This is a genomic window from Micromonospora sp. NPDC049044 (genome assembly GCF_040649215.1).
Classification (GTDB): Bacteria; Actinomycetota; Actinomycetes; order Mycobacteriales; family Micromonosporaceae; genus Micromonospora.
In genome coordinates, this window is sequence record NZ_JBEZFA010000036.1 from 34,921 (window position 1) to 59,000 (window position 24,080).

A 24,080-nucleotide genomic window follows, 5' to 3' on the forward strand; every position below is an offset into this window, starting at 1 on the left:
GCCATATCTTCGGAAGGCGCACCTGATGACTGACTTCGACCCGGCCACCTTCGCCAACGTGGGCCCCAAGGAGTTCGCCCAACTGGTCAAGTCCACCCCGGACGACAAGATCGCCCAGGTGATGTCCGGTGACCTGCGCGGCAGGGTTCTGGGCGAGGTGTTCGGCCGGATGCCGACGATGTTCCGCGCGGACCGGGCCGGCTCCACGAACGCGGTCATCCACTGGATCATCACCGGCCGCCCGGATGGTGGCAGCGACACCTACGAGGTGGTCGTCGCCGATGGCAAGTGCGCGGTGAACGAGACCCCGCAGCACGACCCGAAGCTGAGCCTGACCATGGGCCCGGTCGAGTTCCTGAAGATCGTCTCCGGTGGTGCCAACCCGGTGATGATGTTCATGACCGGCAAGCTGAAGGCGAAGGGCGACCTCGGTCTCGCCGCCAACATCGCCAACCTGTTCGACATCCCCAAGGCCTGACATGGCTGAGTTCTCGCTCGACCTGAACGAGGAACAGCGGGATCTACGCGACTGGGTGCACGGCTTCGCCGCCGAGGTCGTGCGCCCGGCCGCCGCCGAGTGGGACGAGCGCGAGGAAACCCCGTGGCCGGTGATCAAAGAGGCCGCCAAGGTCGGCCTCTACGGCTTCGAGTTCCTCGCCACCTGCTGGGCCGATCCGACCGGGCTGTCGCTGCCGATCGCCAGCGAGGAACTCTTCTGGGGTGACGCCGGCATCGGCCTCTCCATCTTCGGCACCTCGCTCGCCGTCGCCGCCATCTACGGTGCCGGCACCCCGGACCAACTGGTCGAGTGGGTGCCACAGTGCTTCGGCGACATCGACTCGCCCGCCGTCGCCGCGTTCTGCACGAGTGAGCCGGAAGCCGGCTCCGACGTCGGCGCGATGCGCACCCGGGCCGTCTACGACGAGGCCACCGACGAGTGGGTGCTCAACGGCCAGAAGGCGTACGCCACGAACGGTGGGATCGCCGGCGTGCACGTGGTCACCGCCTCGGTGGACAGCACGCTCGGCTCCCGGGGCCAGGCCGCGTTCGTCGTACCCCCTGGCACCCCCGGCCTGACCGCCACCCGCAAGCTACGCAAACTCGGCCTGCGCGCGTCCCACACCGCCGACGTCTTCCTCGACGGGGTCCGCGTGCCCGGCCGCTGCCTGCTCGGCGGGCGGGACGCCCTGCTGGAACGCCTCGACCGGGCCCGCACCGGTCAGCGGGCCAGCGGGCAGGCAGCCATGCGGACCTTCGAGCTGTCCCGGCCCACTGTCGGCGCGCAGGCGCTCGGTGTGGCCCGGGCCGCCTACGAGTACGCCCTTGACTACGCGAAGGACCGGGTCCAGTTCGGACGGCCGATCATCGAGAACCAGGCTGTCGCGTTCGCGCTCGCCGACATGCGGGTGGAGATCGACGCGGCGCGGCTGCTGGTCTGGCGGGCGTCGTGGATGGGCCGCAACAACCGCCCGTTCACCGCGGGTGAGGGCTCGATGTCCAAGCTCAAGGCCGGCGAGGTGGCGGTGTCGGTCACCGAGAAGGCGGTGCAGTTGCTCGGCGGGGCCGGTTTCCTGCGTGACCATCCGGTCGAACGCTGGTACCGCGACGCCAAGATCTACACCATCTTCGAGGGCACCTCGGAGATCCAGCGACTTGTCATCTCCCGGGCGATCTCCGGGATGCAGATCCGCTGACCGACCCGCATCGGCGGGCCCGGCCGGTCCGGTCGGGGGTGCGCCCCGGTCCGGCTGACTGCCGTGCGGTCGGCCGGACCGGCCCGTCTCTGCCGAGCCGGGCGCACAGGCCGCGACGTCCAGATACCGCGCCGGCACCGATTCCACAATCTGTGCCGTGTTCGTCACCCCAAGCGGGCGTGAGCTGCGCCTTCCGCCGCGCCCAGTGCATGATCAAGGAAGACGCCCTGATGGACGGGGGGATCCGCTGCCCCGTCCGCGCACCACCCCGAGGAGGTCTGCGGCATGGACCTGCCGTTCGTCATTGCCACGCTCACCCGTCGCGGACTGCTCACCCCCGGCAGCCCCGTCCGGGTCGCCGCACAGCTCAACGCGTTGCGGACGTGGGGCTGGAGCCTGGCCGGCGAGTTGCGCCAGGCAGCCGCCCGGGACCCCGGCCGGCCGGCGGTCATCGACGAGGACGGCGTCGAGCTGACGTACCACGATCTGCTCGACCGGGCCGAACGGATGGCCCGCTCGATGCGGGCCGGGCTCGGCGTCCAAGCCGGCGACCGGATCGGCGTCCTCTGCCGCAACCATCACGGGCTGATCGAGACGATCGTCGCGGCCACCATGCTCGGCGTCGACGCCGTACTCGTCAACACCGGGCTCTCCGCCGCCCAACTGGGCACCGTCGCCGAGGAGCAGCAGCTACGGCTGCTCGTGCACGACGACGAGTTCGCCGAGCGGGTCCTCGGTCTCCCCACCGAGCTGCCCCGACTCGACGAACGGGCCCGCGAGGAGTTGGTCGCCGGGGCGTTGCCGGGTGACCTGCGTCCCCCGGAGCGGGACGGCCGGATCATCGTGCTCACCTCCGGCACCACCGGCACGCCCAAGGGCGCCCGCCGACCCACCCCGAGCGGCTTCGGCCCGTTGGTGTCCATCATCGACCAGATCCCCCTGCACGCCCGGAACCGGGTGATGATCTCGGCACCGATCTTCCACACCTGGGGGTTCGCCGCCCTCCAGGTCTGCCTGGCGTTGCGGGCCACAATCGTGCTGCACCGGCGCTTCGACCCGGCCGTCACGCTCGCCGCTCTCACGGCGCACCGCTGTGACGCGCTGTTCGCCGTGCCCGTGATGGTGCAGCGACTCCTGGAGGTGCCCCCGACGGACCCGCGCCCGCCGCTCAAGGTCGTCGCGGTAAGCGGTTCTGCCCTGCCCGGCGGGCTCGCCCCCAAGTTCATGGATGTCTACGGCGACGTCCTGTACAACCTCTACGGCTCCACCGAGGTCTCCTGGGCGTCCATCGCCGCTCCGCAGGACCTGCGCCAGGCACCCACCACAGCCGGGCGGCCACCGCACGGCACCCGGCTGGAGATGCTCGGCGACGACGGCCAACCCGTGCCGAAAGGCCAGGTGGGGCGGATCTTCGTCGGCAACGAGATGCTCTTCGAGGGTTACACCTCCGGCGCCGACCGGGAGACCCACAACGGTCTCCTCGACACCGGCGACCTCGGCCGACTCAACCCGGACGGCCTGCTCTTCGTCGACGGTCGGGCCGACGACATGATCGTCTCCGGCGGCGAGAACGTCTTCCCGTCCGAGGTGGAGGACCTGCTCGCCCAACTGCCCCAGGTCCGCGAGGCGGCGGTGATCGGCGTGCCGGACGCCGAGTACGGCCAGCGGCTGTCCGCGTTCCTCGCCCTGCACCCGGACGAAACGCTCGACCCCGAGGCGGTACGCGAGTACGTCCGGCGCTACCTGGCCCGCTTCTCCGTGCCCCGGGACGTGGTCTTCGTCAAATACCTGCCCCGCAACGCCACAGGCAAGGTGCTCGCCCGCGAGCTGCGCCGCTACTACGGCTGACCGCCCCGGAACCGTCGGCGAGAACCGGCGGGTTCCGGGGCGGTCACCGCGCCCGTCAGTCGACAGTCAGTGCGGGCCGCCAGTCCGGCTTCGCCTCGGCGAGGTCGAGGTGCTGGAACAGGCCCTTCGTGCCCGGCTCATCGAGCGTTCCGCGGTGTGCGTCGATCTCGACCACCATCCCCCGGACGTCGAGCACCTCCAGCGTCTCCGACGAGTTCGGATCATCAGCGGCAGAGTAGAACGACGCTTGATGACCGTCGACTGTGGTGTTCGGCGGCCGGAAGAGTTCCTTCCCCTTCAACTCGGCCCGAATCTTGTCGGTCATCTCGACGTACGGGGAGAAGCCGACGTCCACCATCTTCGCCCGCTGCCTACCGGGATCCGCCGTGGCGGGTTCGGCGCTGTACGTGACTCCGGCGTACCACCGCCAACCCTCCGGGGTCAGTGGCCCGTTGACGGTGGTATAGATCAGCCGGAGGCGCTGCGGCACCCCAGTGACCTGGGCCGGCGTCCGCACCCGCTCGGTCGTACTGAACCTGAGCTTCTGCGCCACGTGCAGGGCGATCTCGCGGGCGTCCTGCCCCGCCGCCCAGGGTGAGACATCGACGGCGGCCCAGCCGTCCGGGGCGTACTGCCAACGCAGGGAGAGCCGGTCAGTGCCGTCGACGTCGTACAGGGTGAAGGTCGCCGCCGCGCCCCGCACCTCGGGCGCGGGCGCCGTACTCACTGTGGGAGCCCGTTGGTCGATGCCCATGACCTGCGGCGCGGGCGGCGTCACCCCCTTGGGGTAGAGGCTGACCATCACACCCGCCGCCGAGTTGCCATCCGGCGAATCGGGAGCGTGCCCGATCAGGACGGCACCCGGCCCGCTCAGCAGCAAACCCACCTGGTACTGCAGACTGGCCAGGCCCGACGGCAACCAACCGAACCGAACGTACTGAACGGTCGGATCGATCGTCTCCAACGCGGCCGGGATCCGGGACGTGTCGGGCGACGGCACCTTCCCGGTGTACGGCTCCAGCGGAGCCAGGGCGCCGAACAGGTTCAGTGACGACGGCTGCGCCGACGGCGCCGACCCGTCCGGCGGCGCAACCAGGCCCGGCACCGTGACAGCACCGACAACCACCGCGACCACCGCCAGTGCGGCGCCCGCACTGCGCGCGTACCAGCGCTGCCGGCGCCCGACGGTCATCGCCCGTTCGACGTTCACCACGGCGGACGGCGTCTCGGCCGCCTCGACCTCGGCGCGCATCAACCGCGCCACATCCAGTTCATCGATCATTGTCAACTCCCGTGGGCTAACACGTTGGTCGGCGTGCCACTCGCCGTGCCGGGCTGCCTGCTGGTCGGCACGTCGTTCCGGGCGGGGGCGAGCAGTCCTCGCAACGTCGCCAGCCCCTTGGCCGTCTGACTCTTGACGGTGCCCGACGAGCAGCCCAGCACCTGTGCCGTCTCCTCCACCGTCAGGTCCTGGAAGAACCGCAGCACCAGGACGGCCCGCTGCCGCGGTGCGACCTGACGCAGTGCCGCCACCAGATCGAGCCGCTCCGTGGCATCCGGGGCGGCCGGTGCGGGCCGCTCCGGCAGCAGGTCGGTGATCAGCACCCGAGTCCAACCGCGTCGCCGCTCGTCGATCAACCGCCGCATCAGCATCGTCCGGACCAGCGCGTTCAGGTTGTCGGCCCGCCGCGCCCGGGACCAGTTGCGGTACAGCTCGGTGAGCACCCGCTGCACGATGTCGTCGCCCTGATGCCAGTCACCGCACATCAGGTACGCCGTCCGGCGCCACTGCGGCAGACCGACGCGAACGCACTCGGTGTACTCGACGTCGGCCGCAGACCGCTCGACCGGTTTCCGGCTCAGCGGCATCCTCGGACCTGTCCCCCCACCGGCCACCAACAACACGGTGATCGTCCGCAAACCCGCATCTGCCCTCCTCCCGTCGCTGTGCCTCCGACACCGCTAAGTCGTGGTCGGAGCAACGCCGGGTTGCCCTGCGGGGCGGACCGCCTCACCGGACTGGCTCATCCGTGGCACGCGACCCATCCGGTCGCCACGGATCGACACGTCATGGGGATCGCGGCGGGCCGTCCGGCCAAAGTGGTGGCAGATCGTGCCCGGGTGCGGCTACGACGACAGGCTTCCGGGTGGCGTTCGGCGGCACCGGAGCGTGGCGAACACGATGGCCCCCCGCTCAACCTGCGAGGGCGGCCCGGAACCGGGTCGAACTCTCGATCAGCCCCGCACCGCAGACGTTCGCGGTCGAGGCACCCACCCACCGATGTGGGGAGTCAGCTCGGGATCGTGATCCGGTGCTCGATCGCGGCGGCGGCGATGTCGGTGCGGTGCTGCGAGCCGGCCAGCCCCACCCCGTTCACGAGCGCGTACGCGGCATCCCGCGCGGCGGCCAGGTCGACGCCGGTGGCCGTACCGCAGAGGACCCGACCGCCGGCGGAGAGCAACGCGCCGTCGCTGGCCCGGCGGGCGGTGCCGGCGTGGATGATGCCGGGTCGGTCCGCGCCGGTGATGACCTCGCCGGTGCGCGGTGCCGCCGGGTAGCCCGGGGCGGCGAGCACCACGGTGACCGCGCTGCCGTCGCGCCACCGCAGCGGCGGGTGCTCGGCAAGCGTGCCGGTGGCCGCCGCGTGCAGCAGCCCGCCCAGCGGGGTCTCCAGGAGCGCGAGCACCACCTGGGTCTCCGGGTCACCGAAGCGCGCGTTGAACTCGATCACCCGCGGGCCGGCCCCGGTGATCGCGAGCCCGACGTAGAGCAGGCCGGCGAACGGGGTGCCCCGGCGGCGCATCTCGGCCAGGGTGGGGTGGACCACGTCGCGCATGACCTCGTCCACCAGGCCCGACGGCGCCCAGGGCAGCGGCGCGTACGCGCCCATGCCGCCGGTGTTCGGGCCGGTGTCGCCGTCGCCGAGCCGCTTGAAGTCCTGCGCCGGCAGCAGCGGCAGCGCCGCCTCACCGTCGGTGACCACGAAGAGGCTGACCTCCGGGCCGTCGAGGAACTCCTCGATCACCACCCGTCCGCACTCGGCGGCGTGCGCCAGCGCGGCGGACCGGTCGTCGGTCACCACCACGCCCTTGCCGGCGGCGAGCCCGTCGTCCTTCACCACGTACGGGGCACCGAACTCGTCGAGCGCCCTCGCGGTGCTCTCCTCGTCAGTGCAGACGTACGCCCGGGCGGTCGGCACACCGGCGGCGGTCATCACGTCCTTGGCGAACGCCTTGGAACCCTCAAGCTGAGCGGCCGCACCGGAGGGGCCGAACACGGGGATGCCCTTGGCGCGTACGGCGTCGGCGACCCCGGCGACCAGCGGGGCCTCGGGCCCGATCACTACCAGGTCAGCAGCGGTCTCCACTGCCAGCGCCGCCACCGCGGCCGGATCGGAGGCGTTCGTGGCCCGCAGCTCAGCCACCGAGGCGATCCCCGGATTACCCGGCGCGGCAACAACCGCAGAAACGCCCGAATCCGCCACCAGCCGGAGCGCGAGCGCATGCTCCCGCCCTCCACCACCCACCAAAAGAACCCGCACGCCCCGAGATCCTACTGCCCCCACCTCCGCCCGCGTTGATCATGAAGTTGTTGCGGGCCGCCTCGGCGTGTCATGGCGATAACTTCATGATCAACGGCGTCGGGCGGCGGCGATCGCCTGGCGGACCGTCCACGGGATGTAATCCGGGCGGAGAGTGTCCTCCCAGGTGAATCGGAGGATGGTCCAGCCGGCGTTGACCAGGCGATTCTGGCGGCGGCGGTCGGCGAAGGCAGCTTCGGGCACGTCGTGCGGGCCACGACCGTCGGCCTCGGCGATGACCCGGGAGGCGCGCCAGCCAAGATCCCCGATGCCGAGCAGATAACCGTCGTCGTCACGGACCTCGAGTTGCAGAACATCGGGCGGCACCCTGCCGTCGACGCATCGGAGCCGGGCACGCGTCTCCAGCGGCGACTGCGCTCGCCCGTCCACCTCGCCGAGGTAGCCCCGAGCCGCGACCGCACCGCGCCGACCACGGATGAGGCGCGGGATGGAGAGCAGGTCGTCGGCCGCCGTCACGAGGCGACGATTCAACGCGGAATCCAGCACACTCACCGCTGAGAAACGATCTGCCCGCAGGCTGAGGTCGGCAACAGTCCGAAGGGGCCCAGTCGCGGTCATCCCGTCCACCCGAACGAGCTGCGCAGGCGGGATGACCAACTGATGGACCACCACCTGCGGATGGCCGAGTCGAGCCGGCCTGGCGACCGGACCCGGCACCGACAGATGGATCAACTCGGTGAACCGCATTCCGGCCAACCCGTGCAGCTCGGCGGCCGTTGAGAGCACTGCGACTGCCGCCGAGCCAAAGGACACCATCGCCGCCCTGATTCGCGCCCGTCGGGGCACCTCGTCATACAGGTCGGCGTCGACGAGATAACTGCCCCGCGCCACAGCGCGCCAACGGCCGGCCCGACAGAGCCGCTGGACCTCGTGTGTGGTCAGGCCAGCGGCACGCGCCTGCCCGAGGGTCACAATCCCGTCGCGGCCGGCGGCAACCCGCCGTACAACATCCAAGGCGTCCACTCAGCCACCCTGGCCCACTCGAAAACCCCAGGCACCCCCCTGTGGACAACCACAACCACCCTGTGGATAACCCCCCCCACCACCCACCCCCACCCACCACCCTTGGTTGATCATGAAGTTATTGCCACGACGCGCCGAGGCGGAGGGCAATAACTTCATGATCAACGCGGGATGGCGCGCCGGCAGGCGGGGGCCAGGGGGTGGGGGTGGGGGCCAGGGGGTGGGGGTGAGGGCTTTAGGGGAGGAGGGGGTGGAGGACTACGTTTTCCTCTCGGCCGGGGCCTACGCCTACGACGCTCACCCTGGTGTTGCAGAGTTCTTCCACGCGGGCGATGTAACGGCGGGCGTTCTCCGGCAGATCCTCGGCGGTGCGGGCCTTGGTGATGTCCTCCCACCAGCCGTCGAGTTCCTCGTAGACCGGGGTGGCGTGGTGGAAGTCCGTCTGGCTCATCGGCATGTCGTCCACCCGGACGCCATTGATCTCGTAGCCGACGCAGAGCGGCACCTTGGGCAGGCCGGTGAGCACGTCCAGTTTGGTGATGACCAGGTCGGTCACCCCGTTGAGGCGGCAGGCGTACCGGGCGACGACCGCGTCGAACCAGCCACACCGACGCTCCCGCCCGGTGGTGGTGCCGTACTCCGCGCCGACCTTGCGCAGGTGCTCGCCGTTGGCGTCGAACAGCTCGGTCGGGAACGGCCCCGCGCCGACCCGGGTGGTGTACGCCTTGCTCACCGCGATCACCTTGTTGATCGCGGTCGGCGGGATGCCGGCGCCCACGCAGGCACCACCGGCGGTCGGGTTGGACGAGGTCACGAAGGGGTACGTGCCGTGGTCCATGTCGAGCATGGTGGCCTGCGCGCCCTCCAGCAGCACCGTGTCGCCCCGGTCCAGGGCGTCCCAGAGCATCGCCCGGGTCTCCGCGATGTACGGCTTGAGCCGCTCGGCGTACGCCAGGTACTCCTCGACCGTCGCCTCGAGGTCGATCGCCTTGCGGTTGTAGACCTTGAACAGGATCTGGTTCTTCTCGCGCAGCGCCAGTTCGAGCTTCTTCCGCAGGATGCCCGGGTCGAGCAGGTCCTGCAGGCGGATGCCGATCCGGGCGACCTTGTCGCCGTACGCCGGGCCGATCCCGCGGCCGGTCGTGCCGATCCGCGACGAGCCGAGATAGCGCTCGATCACCCGGTCCAGGGCCCGGTGGTGCGGCATGATCAGATGCGCGTCGCCCGAGATCCGTAGCCGGGAGACGTCGACGCCGCGCTCGGCCAGGCCGTCGATCTCGGCGAGCAGCACCTTCGGATCGACCACCACACCGTTGCCGATGACGATCATCGCGTTCGGCGAGAGCGCGCCGGACGGCATCAGGTGCAGCGCGTACTTCTGGCCGTCGGGGGTGATCACCGTGTGGCCGGCATTGTTGCCACCGGAGTAGCGCACGACGTAGTCGACCCGCTCACCCAGCAGGTCGGTAACCTTGCCCTTGCCCTCGTCGCCCCACTGAGCGCCGATGAGCACGATCGCTGGCATCTTTTCCGCCTCCAGAAGGCTCGGGTGCCAGGTGGCGACCGGTTGGCGAGCCCGGGGTGTCAGGTTAACAAGTAATGACGGCGTGGCCGGCAGGGGTCGCGTCGAGAGGCAGGAGGCTCCTTCGGTGTACGACGTGGTGCTGCTCACCCTCGGTTCGGAGCGGGACGCTCCCGGGGGCTGCGGCAGCGGCGGGGCCTGCTGCGGCGGCGCGACCGGGTCCGCAGCCGATGGGTCCGCGGCCGACCCGACGAAGCAGACCGAGAGCGGTCAGGGATCCCCGGCCCGGACCGGCGACACCGAACAGTGCGCCACCGAGCGACCCCGGGTGCCGGTGCTGGCCTGCTCCGACGCGCTGATCGCCAGAGGTGCCCGGGTGGAGATGGTCACCGCCCGCTCCGACGCGGAGATCGACGCGGTGTTGGCCCGGCTCGACGGTCCGGCCCGCCCGGACGGCCTGACCTGGCCCGACCCGGACAGCAAGACCCGGCTGGTCGTCGCCACGGCGAGCGACGGGCAGTTGCGCGCCGTGCTGCGCCGACTGGTCCGGCGGTACGCGCCAGCGCCGAGCAGGCGACCGGCGGATCTGCCCGGCAACCGGACCCTGCCCGACCTGCCGCCGGTGGCCGTACTCCCGCTCGATCCGGCTCGGGGCGGCAGCCACCAGGACCTGGCCGCGCAGCTCAAGCTGCCGCGTGACCCGGCGGCGGTGGCCGCCGCGGTGGTGGACGGCACGCCGCGCCGACTCGACCTCCTGCGTAACGACGGTGGATCGGTGACCCTGGACGGCGCGCTGCTCGGCGCCGCCGACGACGCCGGCCGGCCGCTGCACTGGCGGGCCCGGGTGGAGGTGGACGACACCGTCCTCACGAACGGCGACGAACCGCTGCTGGCCTGCGTGGTCGGCAACGCCGGCGGGTACGCGACGCTCGACGACGTGCGGCTGCTTACCGCGCCGGACCCGGCCGACGGCCAGATCGAGGTCGCGGTGGCCGTGCCGGTGGTGGTCCGCTCGGCGCTGGGCCGCAAGCGGGTCCGGCTCGAGGTGCGGCGAGCCCGTGGGCGGGCCGTTTCGGTGCTGCCCCGGGAGGGGAAGATCCCGTACCTCGACGATGGTGTCGAGGCTGAGCTGACCCGAAAGCGTTCCTGGTGGATCGAGCCGGGCGCCTGGGCGGTCTGGTCGATCTGATCCCGGCCGCACGCCGCGCGGCGGCCGGCTGCGCCGACGGCCCCGCCGGGTGGTTGGGCCTATCCTCGCAGGAGGACTGGGAGGGGCCGTAATGGACGAGAACGCCGACCGGGCGCAGGTGCACGGCCAGCAGCCGGTGCCGGAGCGGGACATCGAACCACTCTGGCCACCGGATCCGGCCGACCGCACCACGGGTAGCGCGGTGCCGCCGTGGGCGGCGGTCGCCCAACAGCGGGGTGCGCCGTCGTCGGCCGCGCCGGGGCCGGTGACGCCGCCGGTGGCCGCGCCGCCGATCGGTAGGCCGCCGGTGCCCGGGCAACCCGGAGCCCCGGCCCAACCGCCGCCTTCGCCGGCGGACTACCCGTCGCTCTCCGGTGCCGTTCCGGCGCCCGGCGGCTGGGACACCAGCGGCTCATCCGTCGCCCCGTCCGGCTGGGCGCCAGCTCAACCGAGTTGGCCGCCGGCCAACCCGGGGCCGCCGGCCAACCCGGGGCCGCCGGCCGACCTGGCGGCGCCGGCCAACCCGGCAGCAGCGCCTGCCCCGGGCACGCCAACGGCACCCGCCACGCCGCCAGCCCCGGGCACGCCAACCACCCCGGGTATGCCAACCACCTCGGGCACGCCAACGGCACCAGGCACGCCGCCGACTCCCGGCACGCCAACGGCACCGGGCACGACGAGCCCCGCCGCCGGGGCGACAGGCACCTCCGGGATGACGAGCGGCGCGCCCAGCGCCGCAGCCGGGGCGCGGGGCAGCGCAGTCGGCGTGGGGCCGGCGCCCGCCGGCGACCGGGGGCCGGCCGTCGCCGCGCCGATCCTCCCGGCGGGGGTGGACCTGGACCAGCCGTTCACCCTGGACAACCCCACCGCGGCCGGGACGCCCGCCGATCGCCCGAACGGTGCGACCCGCGCCTCGGCAGACTCGGCAGCAACCGGCCCCGCAGCGGCAGGGACGGCCCCGGAGGTCGACGGGGCCGAGAAGGACGGATCTGCCGGCGGGGTGGGCCGGCCCGCCGAGTCGCCCTGGGCGTACCCGCCGCAACGCCCCGCCGCAACGCCCACACCGGCTCACGACCAGGCCGCCGCGCCGCCGCCACCGCCACCGCTACAGCCGCCGCACCCCGGGCCGGCTCCGGCGTACCCGGGCCCGTCGGTCACCCCGGTGATCCCCGGTCAGGCCGGCCCGGGGCATATCCCGCCGCCGCCGGACCTGACCCAGTTCAGCAACCTGCCGCCGCAGGTCGGGTCGGCGACCCCACCGCCGGGACCGTTTCCGCCGTCTCCGGGTTGGTACCCGCCGCCGTGGCAGCAGGGTGCACCAGGTGTCCAGCCCGGGCAGCCCTACCAGGAGGCCGAAGGGGTGACCCGGGTGCCCGCGGCCGGCTACCCGGAGGCGACCGCGTACCCGGACGCGAGCTGGACGCCGGAGGAGACCGCGGTACCGACCGCCGAGGACTTCAGCCGACGCCGGCAGGTCCGGCCCGCCGACCCGGTGGCGACAATGGGCGTCCGGGCGGTGGTCAACAAGATGGGGCTGCTCCGGCTGTCTCCCGGTCGACACGAGCAGGAACTCAAGCGGGACATCGAGATGGTGCGCCGGAACTTCGGCGGGCTGCGGCAGGTGACGGTGGTCAACCCGAAGGGCGGCGCCGGCAAGACGGTGGCCATCCTGCTGCTCGCCATGACGTTCGGTCAGAAGCGCGGTGGCTACGTGCTGGCCTGGGACAACAACGAGACCCAGGGCACCCTGGGGATGCGTGCCCAGCAGGACTTCCACTCCCGCACGGTGCGGGACATGCTGCGCGATCTCGGGCAGTTCCAGGGCGCGCACGGGCGGGTCGGTGACCTGTCGCAGTACGTCCGCTCGCAGGGCGAGGGCATGTTCGACGTGCTGGCCTCGGACGAGTCGGCCACCGGTGGCGAGATGTTGACAGCTGCCGCGTTCGCCGAGATCCGCGAGGTGGTGAGCCGGTTCTACAAGTTGATCTTTGTGGACACCGGGAACAACGTCCGGGCGCAGAACTGGCAGGCCTCGATGGACGCCACCGACCAGTTGGTGGTCACCATGTCGGCCCGTAACGACTCGGCGGAGACCGCCGCCCGGATGCTCGACCACCTGGAGCAGAGCGGCCGGCAACGGCTGGTCCGCCAGGCCGTGACAGTGGTGTCGATGCCACCGTCCCGCAAGGAGATCGACCTGCCGGCCATCCAGGAGCACTTCGCGGCCCGCACCCGGGCGGTGCTGCTGGCTCCGTACGAGCGGCTCATCGACACGGGTGAGCCGATCCGGTACGGCGGGCTGTCCTCGGCCACCCGGGACGCCTGGCTGAAGATCGCCGCTGCGGTCGCCGAAGGGCTGTGACCCGCCGACGGCCGGCCCGCTGTCGGGTCGGCCGTCGGATCGGGTCAGTTGCTCGCGAGCGCGTCGGCCGCCGCCGGGTCGCAGTCGCGCAGGAACTGGGCGCAGCGGGCCGCCTCGTCGGCCTCGCCGATCTCGTCCGCAGCCCGGGACAGCACGTAGAGGCAGCGGAGGAAGCCCCGGTTGGGCTCGTGCGACCACGGCACCGGGCCGTGCCCCTTCCACCCGCTGCGGCGCAACTGGTCGAGGCCCCGGTGGTAGCCGGTGCGCGCGTACGCGTACGCCGTCACCACCTGCCCCTGCGCGAACGACCGGGCGGCGAGCTCCGCCCAGGCCGCACTGTAGGTGGGGAAGCCGGCCGCCACGCTGGCGAACGCCTCAGCGGTGCCGGCCTCCTCGGCGGCAGCCAGTGCGGTGTCGGCCTCGTCGTTCGCGGGCAGGCGGGTGGCCGGTGGCTCTGGCAAAAGGTTCTGCATCGCCCCATTCAACCCGCTGGACAGGGCGACACGCGAGCGGGTCGGCCGACACGTTCCGCTGAACGGCTGAGGAGTTGGTCACGCCTGCGGCCTATGCCGCCGCCAAGTGTTTTCCACTACAACTAATGGTCCGGAGCCTCCCCAGGAACCGGTTACGCAGGAGCCCGGTGGCCACGGTCACCGGGCTCCTGTCGGTTCCACCCCGGGCCCGAGGTTTGGCCGGCCCCGGCCGAGGGGCAGGATGGCCGGGTGCCGACCCCACCTCCCGCGGACGTCATCGAGCCGCACCTGCACGCCGACGAGATCCAGACCCGCGACGAGTTCGACAGGCAGTTGGCCACCGGCCGACTGACCGGGCTGACCGTGCAGGGCCTGCGCCTCGACCTGGCACCGGTGCCCGACCTGCGGGGGATCGAGGTCGCTGGCACGCTCTTCGTGGGATGCCGGTTCGCCTCCCGGGACGTCGGGGCCGACCTGGTCCGCCGCGGCGCGAACGTGGTGCCGCCGTTCTCCGGGCTGCCGTACCCGACCCAGCCGTCGCACCTCTACACCCCGCAGGACCTGGCCGCCGGCTTCGCCGAGGGCGGGTTCACCGAGATGTACGACACCCGGGTGTACGACCACTACCGGGCGCACGGCGGCGCGCTGCCGGACGTCAAGGAGGCGCTGGGTCAGCGACTGCACGACCATGGCGTGGACAACGCGCTCACCGACGCCACCCGGGCCTGGCTGGCCCGGCACGGTCCGCAGTCGGTGGTCGGCATCATGGGTGGGCACGCGGTGCGGCGTGGCAGCCCGCCGTACCGGATGGCTGCCGTGCTGGGGTGGGAGCTGGCGCGGGCCGACCGGCTGGTGGTGACCGGCGGTGGTCCGGGTGTGATGGAGGCGGCGAATCTCGGCGCCTACCTGGCGGACCGGCCGGCGGCCGAGTTGACCGAGGCGATCGACCTGTTGGCCGAGGCGCCCGACTTCACCGACCACCACCGGTACACAGCCACCGCGTTGGCGGTGCGGCAGCGCTACGCGGGGGTGCCCCGGCAGCGTGGTGACGACCTCGCCTGGGCGCGGGCCGGTGGCCTGGCCATCCCCACCTGGCTGTACGGGCACGAGCCGGCGAACCTGTTCGCCGGGCGGATCGCGAAGTACTTCTCGAACGCGATCCGGGAGGACACCATCCTGCGCCTGGCCCGGGGCGGCATCGTCTTCGCGCCGGGGCGGGCGGGCACGGTGCAGGAGGTGTTCCAGGCGGCCACCAAGACCTACTACGGCACGGACGGCGCCAGCGGCGCGTACATCTTCCTGGACCGTGGCTACTGGACCACCGAGCTGCCGGTGGAGGCGTTGCTGCGTCCGCTGCTGGCCGCGTCCCCGTTCGGTGACCTGTCGACGACGATCCATCTCACCGACGACGTCCGTGAGGCCGTCCGCCTGCTCACCGCCTGAACGACGACGGCCGGCTCCCCCGAGGGGAAGCCGGCCGTTCGTGGTGCGTAGTTACTTGGTCATCGTGGTGCCGGTGGAGCGCAGGTGCTCGCACGCCTCGACGACCCGGGCGGCCAGGCCGGCCTCGGCGGCCTTGCCCCAGGCGCGCGGGTCGTACTGCTTCTTGTTGCCGACCTCGCCGTCGATCTTCAGCACGCCGTCGTAGTTGCGGAGCATGTGGTCCGCGACGGGCCGGGTGAAGGCGTACTGGGTGTCGGTGTCGATGTTCATCTTCACCACGCCGTAGTCGAGCGCCTCACGGATCTCGCTCAGCAGTGAGCCCGAGCCGCCGTGGAAGACCAGGCTGAGCGGCTTGTCCTTGCCGTACTTGGCGCCGACCGCCTCCTGGATCTGGTTGAGGATCTCCGGGCGGAGCTTGACGTTGCCGGGCTTGTAGACGCCGTGCACGTTGCCGAAGGTGAGCGCCGCCATGTAGCGGCCCTTCTCGCCGAGGCCGAGCGCCTCGACCATGGCCAGGCCGTCTTCGGTGGTGGTGTAGAGCTTGTCGTTGATGGCGTTCTCGACGCCGTCCTCCTCGCCACCGACGACGCCGACCTCGATCTCAAGAACGATCTTGGCCTTGGCGGCCTCGTCGAGGAGCTGGGCGGCGATCTGGAGGTTCTCCGCGACCGGCACGGCCGAGCCGTCCCACATGTGCGACTGGTACAGCGGCTCCTCGCCGCGCTTCACCCGCTCCTGCGAGATGCCCATCAGCGGACGGACGAACTTGTCCAGCTTGTCCTTCGGGCAGTGGTCGGTGTGCAGGGCGATGTTGACCGAGTACTTCTTGGCCACCTCGTGCGCGTAAGCGGCGAACGCCACGGCGCCGGTGACCATGTCCTTGATCGACGGGCCGGAAAGGTACTCGGCGCCACCGGTGGAGACCTGGATGATGCCGTCGCTCTCCGCGTCGGCGAAGCCCTTGAGCGCCGCGTTCAGCGTCTGCGAGGAGGTCACGTTGATCGCGGGGTACGCGTACCGGCCAGCCTTGGCGCGGTCCAGCATCTCCGCGTAGGCCTCGGGGGAAGCGATGGGCATGTGATGCGCTCCTTACTTACCACTCTCGGCCGTGCTGGCCGCTGTTGTTCATTTGTGCGCCGGACCGCGCTGTCCTCCGCCCGGCAGTATCCCGCAGGTGCGGTGCGCCGGAACAACCGACCCGGCGGTCAACCCCTCACCGGCGGTCCAGATGGTCCGGCACGATGACGCTGATCAGCCAGGTGACCACTGTCATCACGATGGCTCCCCAGAACGCCGGCCAGAAACCGTCCACCCGGAACGGCAGGTCGAGCCCGCGGGCGATCCGGTCGGTGAGCAGGAACAGCAACGCGTTCACCACGAGCGCGAACAGGCCCAGGGTCAGCAGGTAGAACACACAGCCGACCACCCGGATGATCGGTTTGAGCACCGCGTTGATCACGCCGAAGATCAGCGCGACCACGATCAGGGTGAGCACTGTGTTGCCACCCGAGCGGCCGTGCACGTCGACCCCGGGCACGATCAACGTGGTTATCCACAGCGCGACCGCGGTGATCGCCAGTCGGATGAGAAAGCCCACCGCACCATCCTGGCATCGGGTCGCGTCGTTGCGGGCTGATTCCGCCTACTCCGCTTCCGGGCGCGCTGCCGGCGCAGCCCGTACGGTGGGTGGGAACCGTGCCCCGAGACCCCCGGGAGGGATGATGGGCCAGCCCGATGAGGACTTCGCCCCCGGCGACCACCTCGCGCCGGACGAGCGCAACCCGGAGGCCGAGCCGGCGGACGCTGTCGAGCAGGCCACCACTGTCGGCCCGGTCGACGACGACGGTGCACCGCAACGCGGCCTGGAGGTCGACGACTGGGACGCGATGGAGCAGGCCCGGGTGGTCACCGGGGACGAGGACGACTACCGCTGAACGGTCAGCGAGCGCCGTCCACAGCCGTCGGGTGACGGGCCACCCAGTCGCCGAGCCGGTCCTCGCGCAGTGCGGTCAGGAACTCCGGGGCGAGCTGCGGGTCCGCCTCCAGGTAGCTACTGGTCCCGGTCGGCTCGGTCACCGGCAGGCTGAGCCCGACCTGGTCCGTCGACCGCAGTGTCGGCACCAGCCGCATGAGGTCGAGCATGGTGGCCACCCCCGGTGACACGGCGAGGCCCGGCTCGACGGCGCTCAGCAACCTGGTCAGTCGTACCGGATTGGTGAGCACGCCCTCGTCGGAGGCCGCGCGCACCAGCCCGGCGGCGAAGAGCCGCGCGTTGCGGTCCCGGTCCTGGCTGCCCCCGGGCAGGTCACGCCGCTGGCGGAGCAGGTCGACAGCCGCGGCGCCGTCGAGACGCTGGCACGCGGCCGGGAAGACCCGCCGGGTGTGGACCGACCGGACCTGGTCAGGCAGGCAGACCGGCACGCCGCCCACCTCGTTTGTCAGCGACCGCAGCGCGGAGTACGTGAAAACCACACCGGTGTCGACACGAACTCCGGTCAGCTCCGCCACCGTCTTCCGGGTCAGCTCGTACCCTCTGCTCAGGTCCGGTGACGAATGGCCCGCACCGAACGCGAACGCCGCGTTCAGCTTGTCGGTGCCGTGACCGGAGATCGGCACCCGCAGGTCGCGGGGCAGTGAGATCAGGTACGGGCGGCTCCGGTCGGCCGGGATGTGCAGCAGCAACACCGAGTCGGCAAGCGGCGGGCCGGGTGTCCGGCTGTCGATGCCGAGCAGCAGGACAGTCACCGCACCAGCCGCCACCGGATCCGGCGAGCCGATCAGGGTGTCCATTTTCTGCGCCGGCCCGGCCCGTTCCGGGCTGAGCAGCGGAACCCCGATGCCGAGTACGCCGAGCACGGCCAGCGCCGCACCGCCGGCCTGCCAGCGCTTCCGGCGCTGCCGGCGACGGGTCGCCAGCCGATCGATCGCGGCCCGCAGCGGGCCGGTGGGTGGGGTCAGCGTCTCGTGCCGGCCGAAGGCGGCACGCAGGTCGTCCTCAATCATGTTCACGCCTCCACGTACTCGGCCCGGAGCGTGGCGAGGGCCCGGGAGATGGACGAACGTACGGTCCCGACGGCACAGCCGAGAATGTCGGCGATCTCCGCGTCGGGCAGGTCCTCGTAGTAGCGCAGCACCAGGGTGGCCCGTTGCCGGCGCGGCAGCCGGGACAGCCAGGTCCAGATCTGGTCCCGGTCCACTGCGGTCTGGGTGTGGTCGGTGGGGGCCGGCAGCGTCGCGTCGGGCTCGGCCCGCAACAGCACCCGGCGCACCCAGGAGCCGCGGCGCCAGTCGATGAACTGGTTGGTGAGCATCCGGCGCACGTAGTGCTCGGGCGAATCCGCCCGGGCAACCCGCCGCCAGTTCAGTTGGACCCGGACCATGGTTTCCTGAACCAGATCCTGCGCCTGGTGCGGATCACCGGTGAGCATCACCGCGTACCGCAGTAGCGGGCCCAGCCGCGTGTCCGCGAACTCCTCGTACGTCACTGCACCTCCCGAGGCTCCTACCGCAGATGACGGAAGCGGGCGAGCGGAACATTGCAGCAGGGCGGACCGAACTCCACTACGCGGGCGGGTGGCGCGGGACCGGTCCGGCGCGGCCGGGACCTTGGGCTTCGGTACCCTTTGTGGCCGTGGACACAGCTGAGAAGACCCGCGCTCTCGTGGAGAGCGTCGCCCTGAACCCGCTCGATCCCAAGGATCTGTTGCAGACCTTCGGGCTGATCGGCGTGTGGGTGATCCTCTTCGCCGAAACTGGCCTGCTGGTGGGCTTCTTCTTCCCGGGCGACTCACTGCTGTTCCTCGCCGGGGTGGCCTCGTCACCGGTGGCGGACGCGATCTTCGGTGACGGCACCCGGCTCTCCCTGCCCGCCCTGCTGGTCGGCGGACCGATCTGCGCGATCCTCGGCGCGCAACTGGGGCACTGGCTCGGTGCCCGGTACGGCCGGCCGATGTTCGAGCGGCCGAACTCCCGGCTCTTCAAGAAGGAGTACGTGGAGAAGGCCGAGTACTACTTCGAGAAGTTCGGCCCGGCGAAGGCCGTGGTGCTGGCGCGCTTCATCCCGATCGTCCGGACGTTCCTCAACCCGGTCGCGGGCGCGCTCGGCATGCCGGCCCGGAAGTTCCTGCTCTGGAACATCGTCGGCGCGGTGCTCTGGGTGGACGGCATCCTGCTGATCGGCTACCTGCTCGCCGAGCAGATCTACGACGCCATCGGCGACAAGATCGACCGATACATCCTGCCGGTGGTGGCCCTGATCATCCTGATCTCGGTGTTGCCGATCTTCTTCGAGTTCCTCCGCGACCGGCGGGCCCGTAAGCGCGGCGAGGCGGTCGCGGTGGTGGCGGCGGCCAGCGCCGCCGGCGCGGTGGAGGCGGCCCGCGAGGCGTTCGACAACGACGTGCACCAGCACGGCCGGCACCGTCCGGAGCACGGCCAGGACCACTGAGTCCAGGTACGACGACGACGGCCGGCCCCCTGGTGCGGGGGTCGGCCGTCGGCATGTCGGACCCGGCCGCCGGCGGTGCGGCCGGGGGACGAGCAGGTGTTACCCACCGATGGCGCCACCCCTGGCTCGCCACCGGACGCCGCCCCGGCGCGGGACGGCGTGCAGCGCCTACGTCAGCGGGCCTTCTTGGTGGCCCGCTTACGCGGCGGGGTCAGCAGGTCGGCGATCGTCGCGATCGCACTCGGGACCAGGCTGTAGTACGCCCAGACACCGCGCTTCTCCCGCTGCAGCAAGCCCGCCTCGGTGAGGATACGCAGGTGATGACTGACCGTCGGCTGAGAGAGGCCGAGCGGCGCCGTCAGGTCACAGACGCACGCCTCGCCCTCTGGGGCCGACTGGATCAGGCTGAGCAGCCGCAGCCGAGCAGGATCCGCAAGGGCCTTGAGGACCCCGGCGAGACGCTCGGCATCGGCACGTTCGATCGGCTCGCCGTTAAGCGGCGAGATCTGAGGCATAGTCATTTCGGCCAACGCAGTTCCCACGTATTCCATCCTTCCACCAGCAGCATCGATCCGCCTGCATATCAGCAGATCCGAATCGGCAAACTTTTACGCCACAAGGCCGAGGTCAGCCAACGTATAGGCCGCCCGGTAAGGCAATCCGGCGGCTCGCACCGCGTCGCCGGCGCCTCGATCAACAATAACCGCCACGCCCACGACTTCCGCCCCGGCCTCGCGAAGCGCCTCGACAGCGGTCAACACACTTCCGCCAGTCGTGGACGTATCCTCCACCGCCAACACCCGACGGCCGGCCACCTCCGGTCCTTCGATCCGCCGTTGCAGACCATGTGCCTTACCCGCCTTGCGCACCACAAAGGCGTCCAGGGCACGACCGGTCGGAGCGGCGGCGTGCAGCATCGAGACCGCGACGGGATCAGCGCCCAGGGTGAGGCCGCCGACAGCGGCGTAATCCCAGTCGGCGGTGAGGTCGAGCAACACCCGGCCGACCAGAGGAGCGGCCTGGTGATGGAGCGTGACGCGCCGCAGGTCCACGTACCAGTCTGCCTCACGCCCCGAGGAGAGCACGACCCGTCCGTGGACCACGGCCAGGTCGGTAATGAATTTACGCAGGTCGTCGTGGTCCCCCATGGCGATAGAGGTTACTGCGCAAGTCTGAACGGCGTGTGCGGGGTCTACCCTGACCAGCCCGGCGAGGCACCGATGATTGGCGATGTTCGACTACGCTCAGCGACCGTCTTGATAGCGGCGCGCCAACGTCTCCGCCTCGATCACCGGGAGCCGGTGGGCCGGTCGAGGGTCAGCCCTCGTCGCGGCCGATCCGCCCGCGAGTGTCCCGGGCGACCGCCTGGAGCAGTCGACGCGGCGCATGCCGCATGCCGGCGACCACCAACTTGTACTTCCATGCCGGGACACTGACCATCTTGCCTTTGCCCAGGTCACGCAGTGCTTCGTCGACCACATCCTCGGCCCGCAGCCAAAGCCACTCGGGGGTCTTGGACATGTTGATGCCGGCCCGCTCGTGGAACTCGGTGCGCGTGTAGCCGGGGCAGAGGGCCATCACCCGGACCCCGAACGGGCGGGCTGACAAGCCCACGGACTCGCTGAAGTTGGTCACCCACGCCTTGCTGGCCGAGTACGTCGAACCGGGCATGGCCGTACCGAACCCAGCAACCGAAGAGACATTTATCACTGCCCCATTTCGGCGTTCGGTCATCGATCGCAGCGCCGCCAGGGTCAATCGCATGACCGCGTGCACGTTGAGCCGCAGCAGGCGCGCTTCGTCCTCTGCGGTGGACCGCAGGAACGGTTTGTTCAGGCTGATCCCGGCGTTGTTGACAAGCAGCTGCACCGGCTCGCCGTCGGCGAGCCGTCGCTCCACGACGGCGCACCCGTCGTCGGTGGACAGATCCGCCGGGATCGTCTCCACCTCGCGGCCGTGGGCGGCACCCAACTCGCCGGCCAACTCGGCCAGCCGGGCCGCGTCGCGGGCGACGATCACCAGGTGCCAACCGTCGGCGGCCAGCCGTCGGGCGAACGCCGCGCCGATGCCGGCGGTGGCCCCGGTGATCAGGGCTCGACGCTCGGTGGTGGTGGGGTCGAGCGGCACGGGACGGTCCTCACCTGGGCGGGTACGGGGGCGCGGGCGGCGCCGACGGTGGTTGGTGCGGGGCGGAGGTGAACGCGGGTGGCGCGGATGGTGGCGGCGGCGTGGTTGAGCGGCGGTGACCGAACCAGGCGTTTGCCGCCGGCAGGGCCAGCAGCAGAGCTACTACAAGGTAACCGAGCCCCTGCCCGACGGAAAGCCCAGCGTTGAGCGGGATCCACCAGGACGGGTACGCGTCGCCGATCAGGCCCAGCAACTCGGCGAGAGCCTGGTCGTCGGCACCGAGTTGCAGCGGCGCGGCCCGTTCGCCGATGAGCACGGCCGCGCTGCAACAGCCGCCGAGCAGGCCGAGCCCACTGACCACCCAGGTGGCCACCCGGACGCCGTTGCGCGCCGTCAGCAGCCCGAGGGCCAGGCCGGCGAGCACCGGCGCGGAGAGCGCCGACACCACCGCCGACAGCACGGCGGACGCGCGGAGCAGGGTCACCACGTCGTCTATCTGCTCCGGGCTGGCCGAGGTGTCCCGGGCGGCGGAGCGGAACGCGTCGAGCGTCCCGCCGAGCACCATCAGGTCGACCACTGTGTAGACGAGCGCGGACACCGCCATCACCCAGAGCACCGCGGCGGCCGACAGGACGACGGCGGGCCGGCGGGCCGATGCCGATTCGGGGTACGACACGACGAATCCCTCCGGTAGGCGTCGGGTTGCAACCTACTCGGAGGGATCGTCGGCGTCGTGCCTACCGGGCCGTCAACTCGTCGATGGCGGGGTTGACCCGGGCCGGTCCGTGGGTGGCGTGTCGTCCGGCCGGCTCGCCGGCGGCGGGTAGCTCGGCTCACCTGACGACTGCGGGTAGCCGGGCTGGGCCGGGGCCTGCGGGTAGCCGGGCTCACCTGACGACTGCGGGTAGCCGGGCTGGGCCGGGGCCTGCGGGTTACCCGGGTAGCTGGCGCCCGGGGCCGGCGGCTCCCAGGCCGCTGTCGGCTTGCGGAAGAACGGGTGGGCCTGCGGCAGCGCCAGCAGGATAAGCGCCGCGATCAGCGCGATCAGGCTGACCACGTTGAGCGCCAGGCTGACGGGAGCGGCCCAGGAGGGCAGCCCCTCCTCCAGACGACGCTGGATCTCGTCGGCGCTCGGCCCGTTGGCGTTGGTGTTACCACTGGCGGTGAAACCGCCCGCCGCACTGCTGAGCAGGTTGCCGCCCACGCAGCAGACCATGATGCCGCCGATGATCCAGGTGGTGATTCGGGCACCGTTGCGGCCCTGGTTGTTGAAGAGGGCCAGCACGCTGAGCACTATCGCGAGCAGGAGCAGCAGGATGCTGCCCGCCAGGGCGATGGCGACGAAGACGCCGACCACCTGATCGGCATTCTCGATGGTGCTGCCCTCGTACGCGGCGCGGATGGCGTCACGCGTCGCGCCGATGGTGCTGAGCGTGACGATCAGAGTGAGCACCTGACACGCCAGGAACAGAAAGAGCAGATAGCTGGAGATAGCTACAACGGATGGCCGCTGACGGGCTGGTGTGCTCTGGGAATCGACCATGATTCTCCTTCCCTTCAAATCGCGCCCACACCGTATCGGCAACCGACAACTTCGGCATGCCGTGGCGAGCCGACGCGCCCGTCCGGTTCGGGCTCAGCGCTCGCCGGGTCCGGGCAGGATCGTCAGGGCGGTGGGGTCGAGCAGTTCGCCCCGGGCCACTCGCCAACTCTCCTCGCCGTACGCCTCGAAGGAGAGCCGCGCCGCGCCGCCGGACTGGTAGTCGTGGTAGCGCATCGTGCCGGCTGACGGGAGCCCGGTCTGCCCGGTGGCGGTGTAGCGCGCCTGCCCCGTCTCGGCCCAGGTGTAGCGCCGTTCACCGAGGTCGATGGTCGGGGCACCGGGGGTCACTGTCGCCCCCGGCTCAGCCGCCCAGAGCACCAGCTCCAGCTCGGGGCGGGCCTCCACGGAGAGCCGGTAGCGGGTGCCGGAGTCGTCGTCGAGCAGGTGTTGCACCCAACTCCAGTCGCCCTCGACCAGGCGGATCGTGCCGCTCACCGCGTACTCCCGGGCGCGGATCCGCACGCGGTCGCCCGGGCCCAGGCGGAGCGGGTCGCCGCGCAGCGACTCCGCGGTGCGGGCGTCCGACGATCGCCCGCCGGGCCGGGTCGTCGCCGACCGCCGGGCCCGCACGACGATCGCGATGACGACCGCCGCGACTACGGCAAGCGCCACCACCAGGTACGTCACTGACCTGCCCACCCGACCATCTCCCCAGGGACCTCGGCGCAGACGTTAACAACTTTCGGCACCGGTGGTACCCGTAGCGTGATCGACGGCTCAGCTACCGACGGCAGCCGTGGCGTCGCCTGTTGTGCACGATCGCACTGTGGACGGCCGGGTGGGCGGCGGTTCGTCCGGGTGCGCGGT

General features: G+C 71.2%; 24 protein-coding genes. 8 read left to right on the forward strand and 16 right to left on the reverse strand.

What is annotated here, in order from left to right:
- Positions 1-25: 25 nt before the first annotated feature.
- From AB0B85_RS25750 to AB0B85_RS25760, 3 genes are all read left to right on the forward strand, one after another.
- Entirely contained in the window at positions 26-478 is a 453-nt protein-coding gene (locus AB0B85_RS25750; RefSeq protein WP_357411533.1) for an SCP2 sterol-binding domain-containing protein, read from the forward strand.
- Position 479: 1 nt separating this feature from the next.
- The gene (locus AB0B85_RS25755; protein WP_357411535.1) at positions 480-1,694 is read left to right on the forward strand and encodes an acyl-CoA dehydrogenase family protein; all 1,215 of its coding nucleotides are present in this window, start codon (positions 480-482) and stop codon (positions 1,692-1,694) included.
- Between the two features lie 285 nt (positions 1,695-1,979).
- Entirely contained in the window at positions 1,980-3,542 is a 1,563-nt protein-coding gene (locus tag AB0B85_RS25760) for an AMP-binding protein (protein ID WP_357411537.1), read from the forward strand.
- Positions 3,543-3,597: 55 nt separating this feature from the next.
- Here AB0B85_RS25760 and AB0B85_RS25765 read toward each other — a convergent pair whose 3' ends face one another.
- From AB0B85_RS25765 to AB0B85_RS25785, 5 genes are all read right to left on the reverse strand, one after another.
- The gene (locus AB0B85_RS25765; RefSeq protein WP_357411539.1) at positions 3,598-4,824 is read right to left on the reverse strand and encodes a hypothetical protein; all 1,227 of its coding nucleotides are present in this window, start codon (positions 4,822-4,824) and stop codon (positions 3,598-3,600) included.
- A 2-nt stretch (positions 4,825-4,826) separates the two neighbouring features.
- Positions 4,827-5,411, reverse strand: coding sequence for a SigE family RNA polymerase sigma factor (locus AB0B85_RS25770; protein ID WP_357411541.1), 585 nt, complete (start codon positions 5,409-5,411; stop codon positions 4,827-4,829).
- Positions 5,412-5,833: 422 nt separating this feature from the next.
- Positions 5,834-7,084 (reverse strand): phosphoribosylamine--glycine ligase, encoded by a 1,251-nt coding sequence (gene purD, locus AB0B85_RS25775; RefSeq protein ID WP_357411543.1) that lies wholly within the window; start codon positions 7,082-7,084, stop codon positions 5,834-5,836.
- Positions 7,085-7,174: 90 nt separating this feature from the next.
- Positions 7,175-8,107, reverse strand: coding sequence for a type IV toxin-antitoxin system AbiEi family antitoxin domain-containing protein (locus tag AB0B85_RS25780; protein ID WP_357411545.1), 933 nt, complete (start codon positions 8,105-8,107; stop codon positions 7,175-7,177).
- A 235-nt stretch (positions 8,108-8,342) separates the two neighbouring features.
- Positions 8,343-9,632, reverse strand: coding sequence for an adenylosuccinate synthase (locus AB0B85_RS25785; RefSeq protein ID WP_357411547.1), 1,290 nt, complete (start codon positions 9,630-9,632; stop codon positions 8,343-8,345).
- A 124-nt stretch (positions 9,633-9,756) separates the two neighbouring features.
- Between AB0B85_RS25785 and AB0B85_RS25790 the strand changes: the two genes are divergently transcribed.
- On the forward strand, positions 9,757-10,818 hold the full coding sequence (locus AB0B85_RS25790) for a hypothetical protein (RefSeq protein WP_357411549.1): 1,062 nt from the start codon (positions 9,757-9,759) through the stop codon (positions 10,816-10,818).
- Between the two features lie 91 nt (positions 10,819-10,909).
- Positions 10,910-13,180, forward strand: coding sequence for a chromosome partitioning protein (locus AB0B85_RS25795; RefSeq protein ID WP_357411551.1), 2,271 nt, complete (start codon positions 10,910-10,912; stop codon positions 13,178-13,180).
- Between the two features lie 44 nt (positions 13,181-13,224).
- Here the strand turns inward: AB0B85_RS25795 and AB0B85_RS25800 are convergent, their stop codons facing one another.
- Complete coding sequence (locus tag AB0B85_RS25800; RefSeq protein WP_357411553.1) at positions 13,225-13,653, reverse strand: DUF3151 domain-containing protein; 429 nt, start codon at positions 13,651-13,653, stop codon at positions 13,225-13,227.
- Positions 13,654-13,902: 249 nt separating this feature from the next.
- Here AB0B85_RS25800 and AB0B85_RS25805 point away from each other — a divergent pair, with 249 nt between their 5' ends.
- Positions 13,903-15,096, forward strand: coding sequence for a hypothetical protein (locus AB0B85_RS25805; protein WP_357411555.1), 1,194 nt, complete (start codon positions 13,903-13,905; stop codon positions 15,094-15,096).
- A gap of 51 nt (positions 15,097-15,147) precedes the next feature.
- Here the strand turns inward: AB0B85_RS25805 and fbaA are convergent, their stop codons facing one another.
- A complete protein-coding gene (gene fbaA, locus AB0B85_RS25810; protein WP_124771129.1) occupies positions 15,148-16,173 on the reverse strand; it encodes a class II fructose-bisphosphate aldolase in 1,026 nt (341 codons plus the stop codon).
- 136 nt (positions 16,174-16,309) lie between these two features.
- Positions 16,310-16,693, reverse strand: coding sequence for a phage holin family protein (locus tag AB0B85_RS25815; RefSeq protein WP_357411556.1), 384 nt, complete (start codon positions 16,691-16,693; stop codon positions 16,310-16,312).
- A gap of 124 nt (positions 16,694-16,817) precedes the next feature.
- Here AB0B85_RS25815 and AB0B85_RS25820 point away from each other — a divergent pair, with 124 nt between their 5' ends.
- The gene (locus tag AB0B85_RS25820) at positions 16,818-17,030 is read left to right on the forward strand and encodes a hypothetical protein (RefSeq protein WP_357411557.1); all 213 of its coding nucleotides are present in this window, start codon (positions 16,818-16,820) and stop codon (positions 17,028-17,030) included.
- 4 nt (positions 17,031-17,034) lie between these two features.
- Here the strand turns inward: AB0B85_RS25820 and AB0B85_RS25825 are convergent, their stop codons facing one another.
- Together AB0B85_RS25825 and AB0B85_RS25830 are read right to left on the reverse strand one after the other, a co-directional pair.
- Positions 17,035-18,099 (reverse strand): LCP family protein, encoded by a 1,065-nt coding sequence (locus AB0B85_RS25825; RefSeq protein ID WP_357411558.1) that lies wholly within the window; start codon positions 18,097-18,099, stop codon positions 17,035-17,037.
- Between the two features lie 2 nt (positions 18,100-18,101).
- Positions 18,102-18,581: a SigE family RNA polymerase sigma factor gene (locus tag AB0B85_RS25830; protein WP_357411559.1), complete on the reverse strand. Its 480-nt coding sequence runs from the start codon at positions 18,579-18,581 to the stop codon at positions 18,102-18,104.
- A 140-nt stretch (positions 18,582-18,721) separates the two neighbouring features.
- On the opposite strand from AB0B85_RS25830, the gene AB0B85_RS25835 reads away from it, so the two are divergent.
- On the forward strand, positions 18,722-19,543 hold the full coding sequence (locus AB0B85_RS25835) for a DedA family protein (RefSeq protein WP_357411560.1): 822 nt from the start codon (positions 18,722-18,724) through the stop codon (positions 19,541-19,543).
- Positions 19,544-19,716: 173 nt separating this feature from the next.
- Here the strand turns inward: AB0B85_RS25835 and AB0B85_RS25840 are convergent, their stop codons facing one another.
- The 6 genes from AB0B85_RS25840 to AB0B85_RS25865 form a co-directional block, all read right to left on the reverse strand.
- Positions 19,717-20,094, reverse strand: coding sequence for a metalloregulator ArsR/SmtB family transcription factor (locus AB0B85_RS25840; RefSeq protein ID WP_030332125.1), 378 nt, complete (start codon positions 20,092-20,094; stop codon positions 19,717-19,719).
- A 57-nt stretch (positions 20,095-20,151) separates the two neighbouring features.
- Positions 20,152-20,691, reverse strand: coding sequence for an orotate phosphoribosyltransferase (gene pyrE, locus AB0B85_RS25845; protein ID WP_357373246.1), 540 nt, complete (start codon positions 20,689-20,691; stop codon positions 20,152-20,154).
- 169 nt (positions 20,692-20,860) lie between these two features.
- On the reverse strand, positions 20,861-21,670 hold the full coding sequence (locus AB0B85_RS25850; RefSeq protein ID WP_357411561.1) for an SDR family oxidoreductase: 810 nt from the start codon (positions 21,668-21,670) through the stop codon (positions 20,861-20,863).
- Positions 21,671-21,680: 10 nt separating this feature from the next.
- Positions 21,681-22,346: a hypothetical protein gene (locus AB0B85_RS25855; RefSeq protein WP_357411562.1), complete on the reverse strand. Its 666-nt coding sequence runs from the start codon at positions 22,344-22,346 to the stop codon at positions 21,681-21,683.
- A gap of 72 nt (positions 22,347-22,418) precedes the next feature.
- Positions 22,419-23,213, reverse strand: a complete 795-nt coding sequence (locus tag AB0B85_RS25860; protein WP_357411563.1) for a hypothetical protein — start codon at positions 23,211-23,213, stop codon at positions 22,419-22,421.
- A gap of 93 nt (positions 23,214-23,306) precedes the next feature.
- On the reverse strand, positions 23,307-23,912 hold the full coding sequence (locus tag AB0B85_RS25865; protein ID WP_357411564.1) for a DUF4178 domain-containing protein: 606 nt from the start codon (positions 23,910-23,912) through the stop codon (positions 23,307-23,309).
- Positions 23,913-24,080 lie beyond the last annotated feature (168 nt).

Coding starts and splice junctions, on each gene's coding strand:
- AB0B85_RS25750 (WP_357411533.1), top strand. CDS start 26: ATGACTGACTTCGACCCGGCCACCTTCGCCAACGTGGGCCCCAAGGAG.
- AB0B85_RS25755 (WP_357411535.1), top strand. CDS start 480: ATGGCTGAGTTCTCGCTCGACCTGAACGAGGAACAGCGGGATCTACGC.
- AB0B85_RS25760 (WP_357411537.1), top strand. CDS start 1,980: ATGGACCTGCCGTTCGTCATTGCCACGCTCACCCGTCGCGGACTGCTC.
- AB0B85_RS25765 (WP_357411539.1), bottom strand. CDS start 4,824: ATGATCGATGAACTGGATGTGGCGCGGTTGATGCGCGCCGAGGTCGAG.
- AB0B85_RS25770 (WP_357411541.1), bottom strand. CDS start 5,411: ATGCCGCTGAGCCGGAAACCGGTCGAGCGGTCTGCGGCCGACGTCGAG.
- AB0B85_RS25785 (WP_357411547.1), bottom strand. CDS start 9,632: ATGCCAGCGATCGTGCTCATCGGCGCTCAGTGGGGCGACGAGGGCAAG.
- AB0B85_RS25795 (WP_357411551.1), top strand. CDS start 10,910: ATGGACGAGAACGCCGACCGGGCGCAGGTGCACGGCCAGCAGCCGGTG.
- AB0B85_RS25800 (WP_357411553.1), bottom strand. CDS start 13,653: ATGCAGAACCTTTTGCCAGAGCCACCGGCCACCCGCCTGCCCGCGAAC.
- fbaA (WP_124771129.1), bottom strand. CDS start 16,173: ATGCCCATCGCTTCCCCCGAGGCCTACGCGGAGATGCTGGACCGCGCC.
- AB0B85_RS25820 (WP_357411557.1), top strand. CDS start 16,818: ATGGGCCAGCCCGATGAGGACTTCGCCCCCGGCGACCACCTCGCGCCG.
- AB0B85_RS25825 (WP_357411558.1), bottom strand. CDS start 18,099: ATGATTGAGGACGACCTGCGTGCCGCCTTCGGCCGGCACGAGACGCTG.
- AB0B85_RS25840 (WP_030332125.1), bottom strand. CDS start 20,094: ATGGAATACGTGGGAACTGCGTTGGCCGAAATGACTATGCCTCAGATC.
- pyrE (WP_357373246.1), bottom strand. CDS start 20,691: ATGGGGGACCACGACGACCTGCGTAAATTCATTACCGACCTGGCCGTG.
- AB0B85_RS25860 (WP_357411563.1), bottom strand. CDS start 23,213: ATGGTCGATTCCCAGAGCACACCAGCCCGTCAGCGGCCATCCGTTGTA.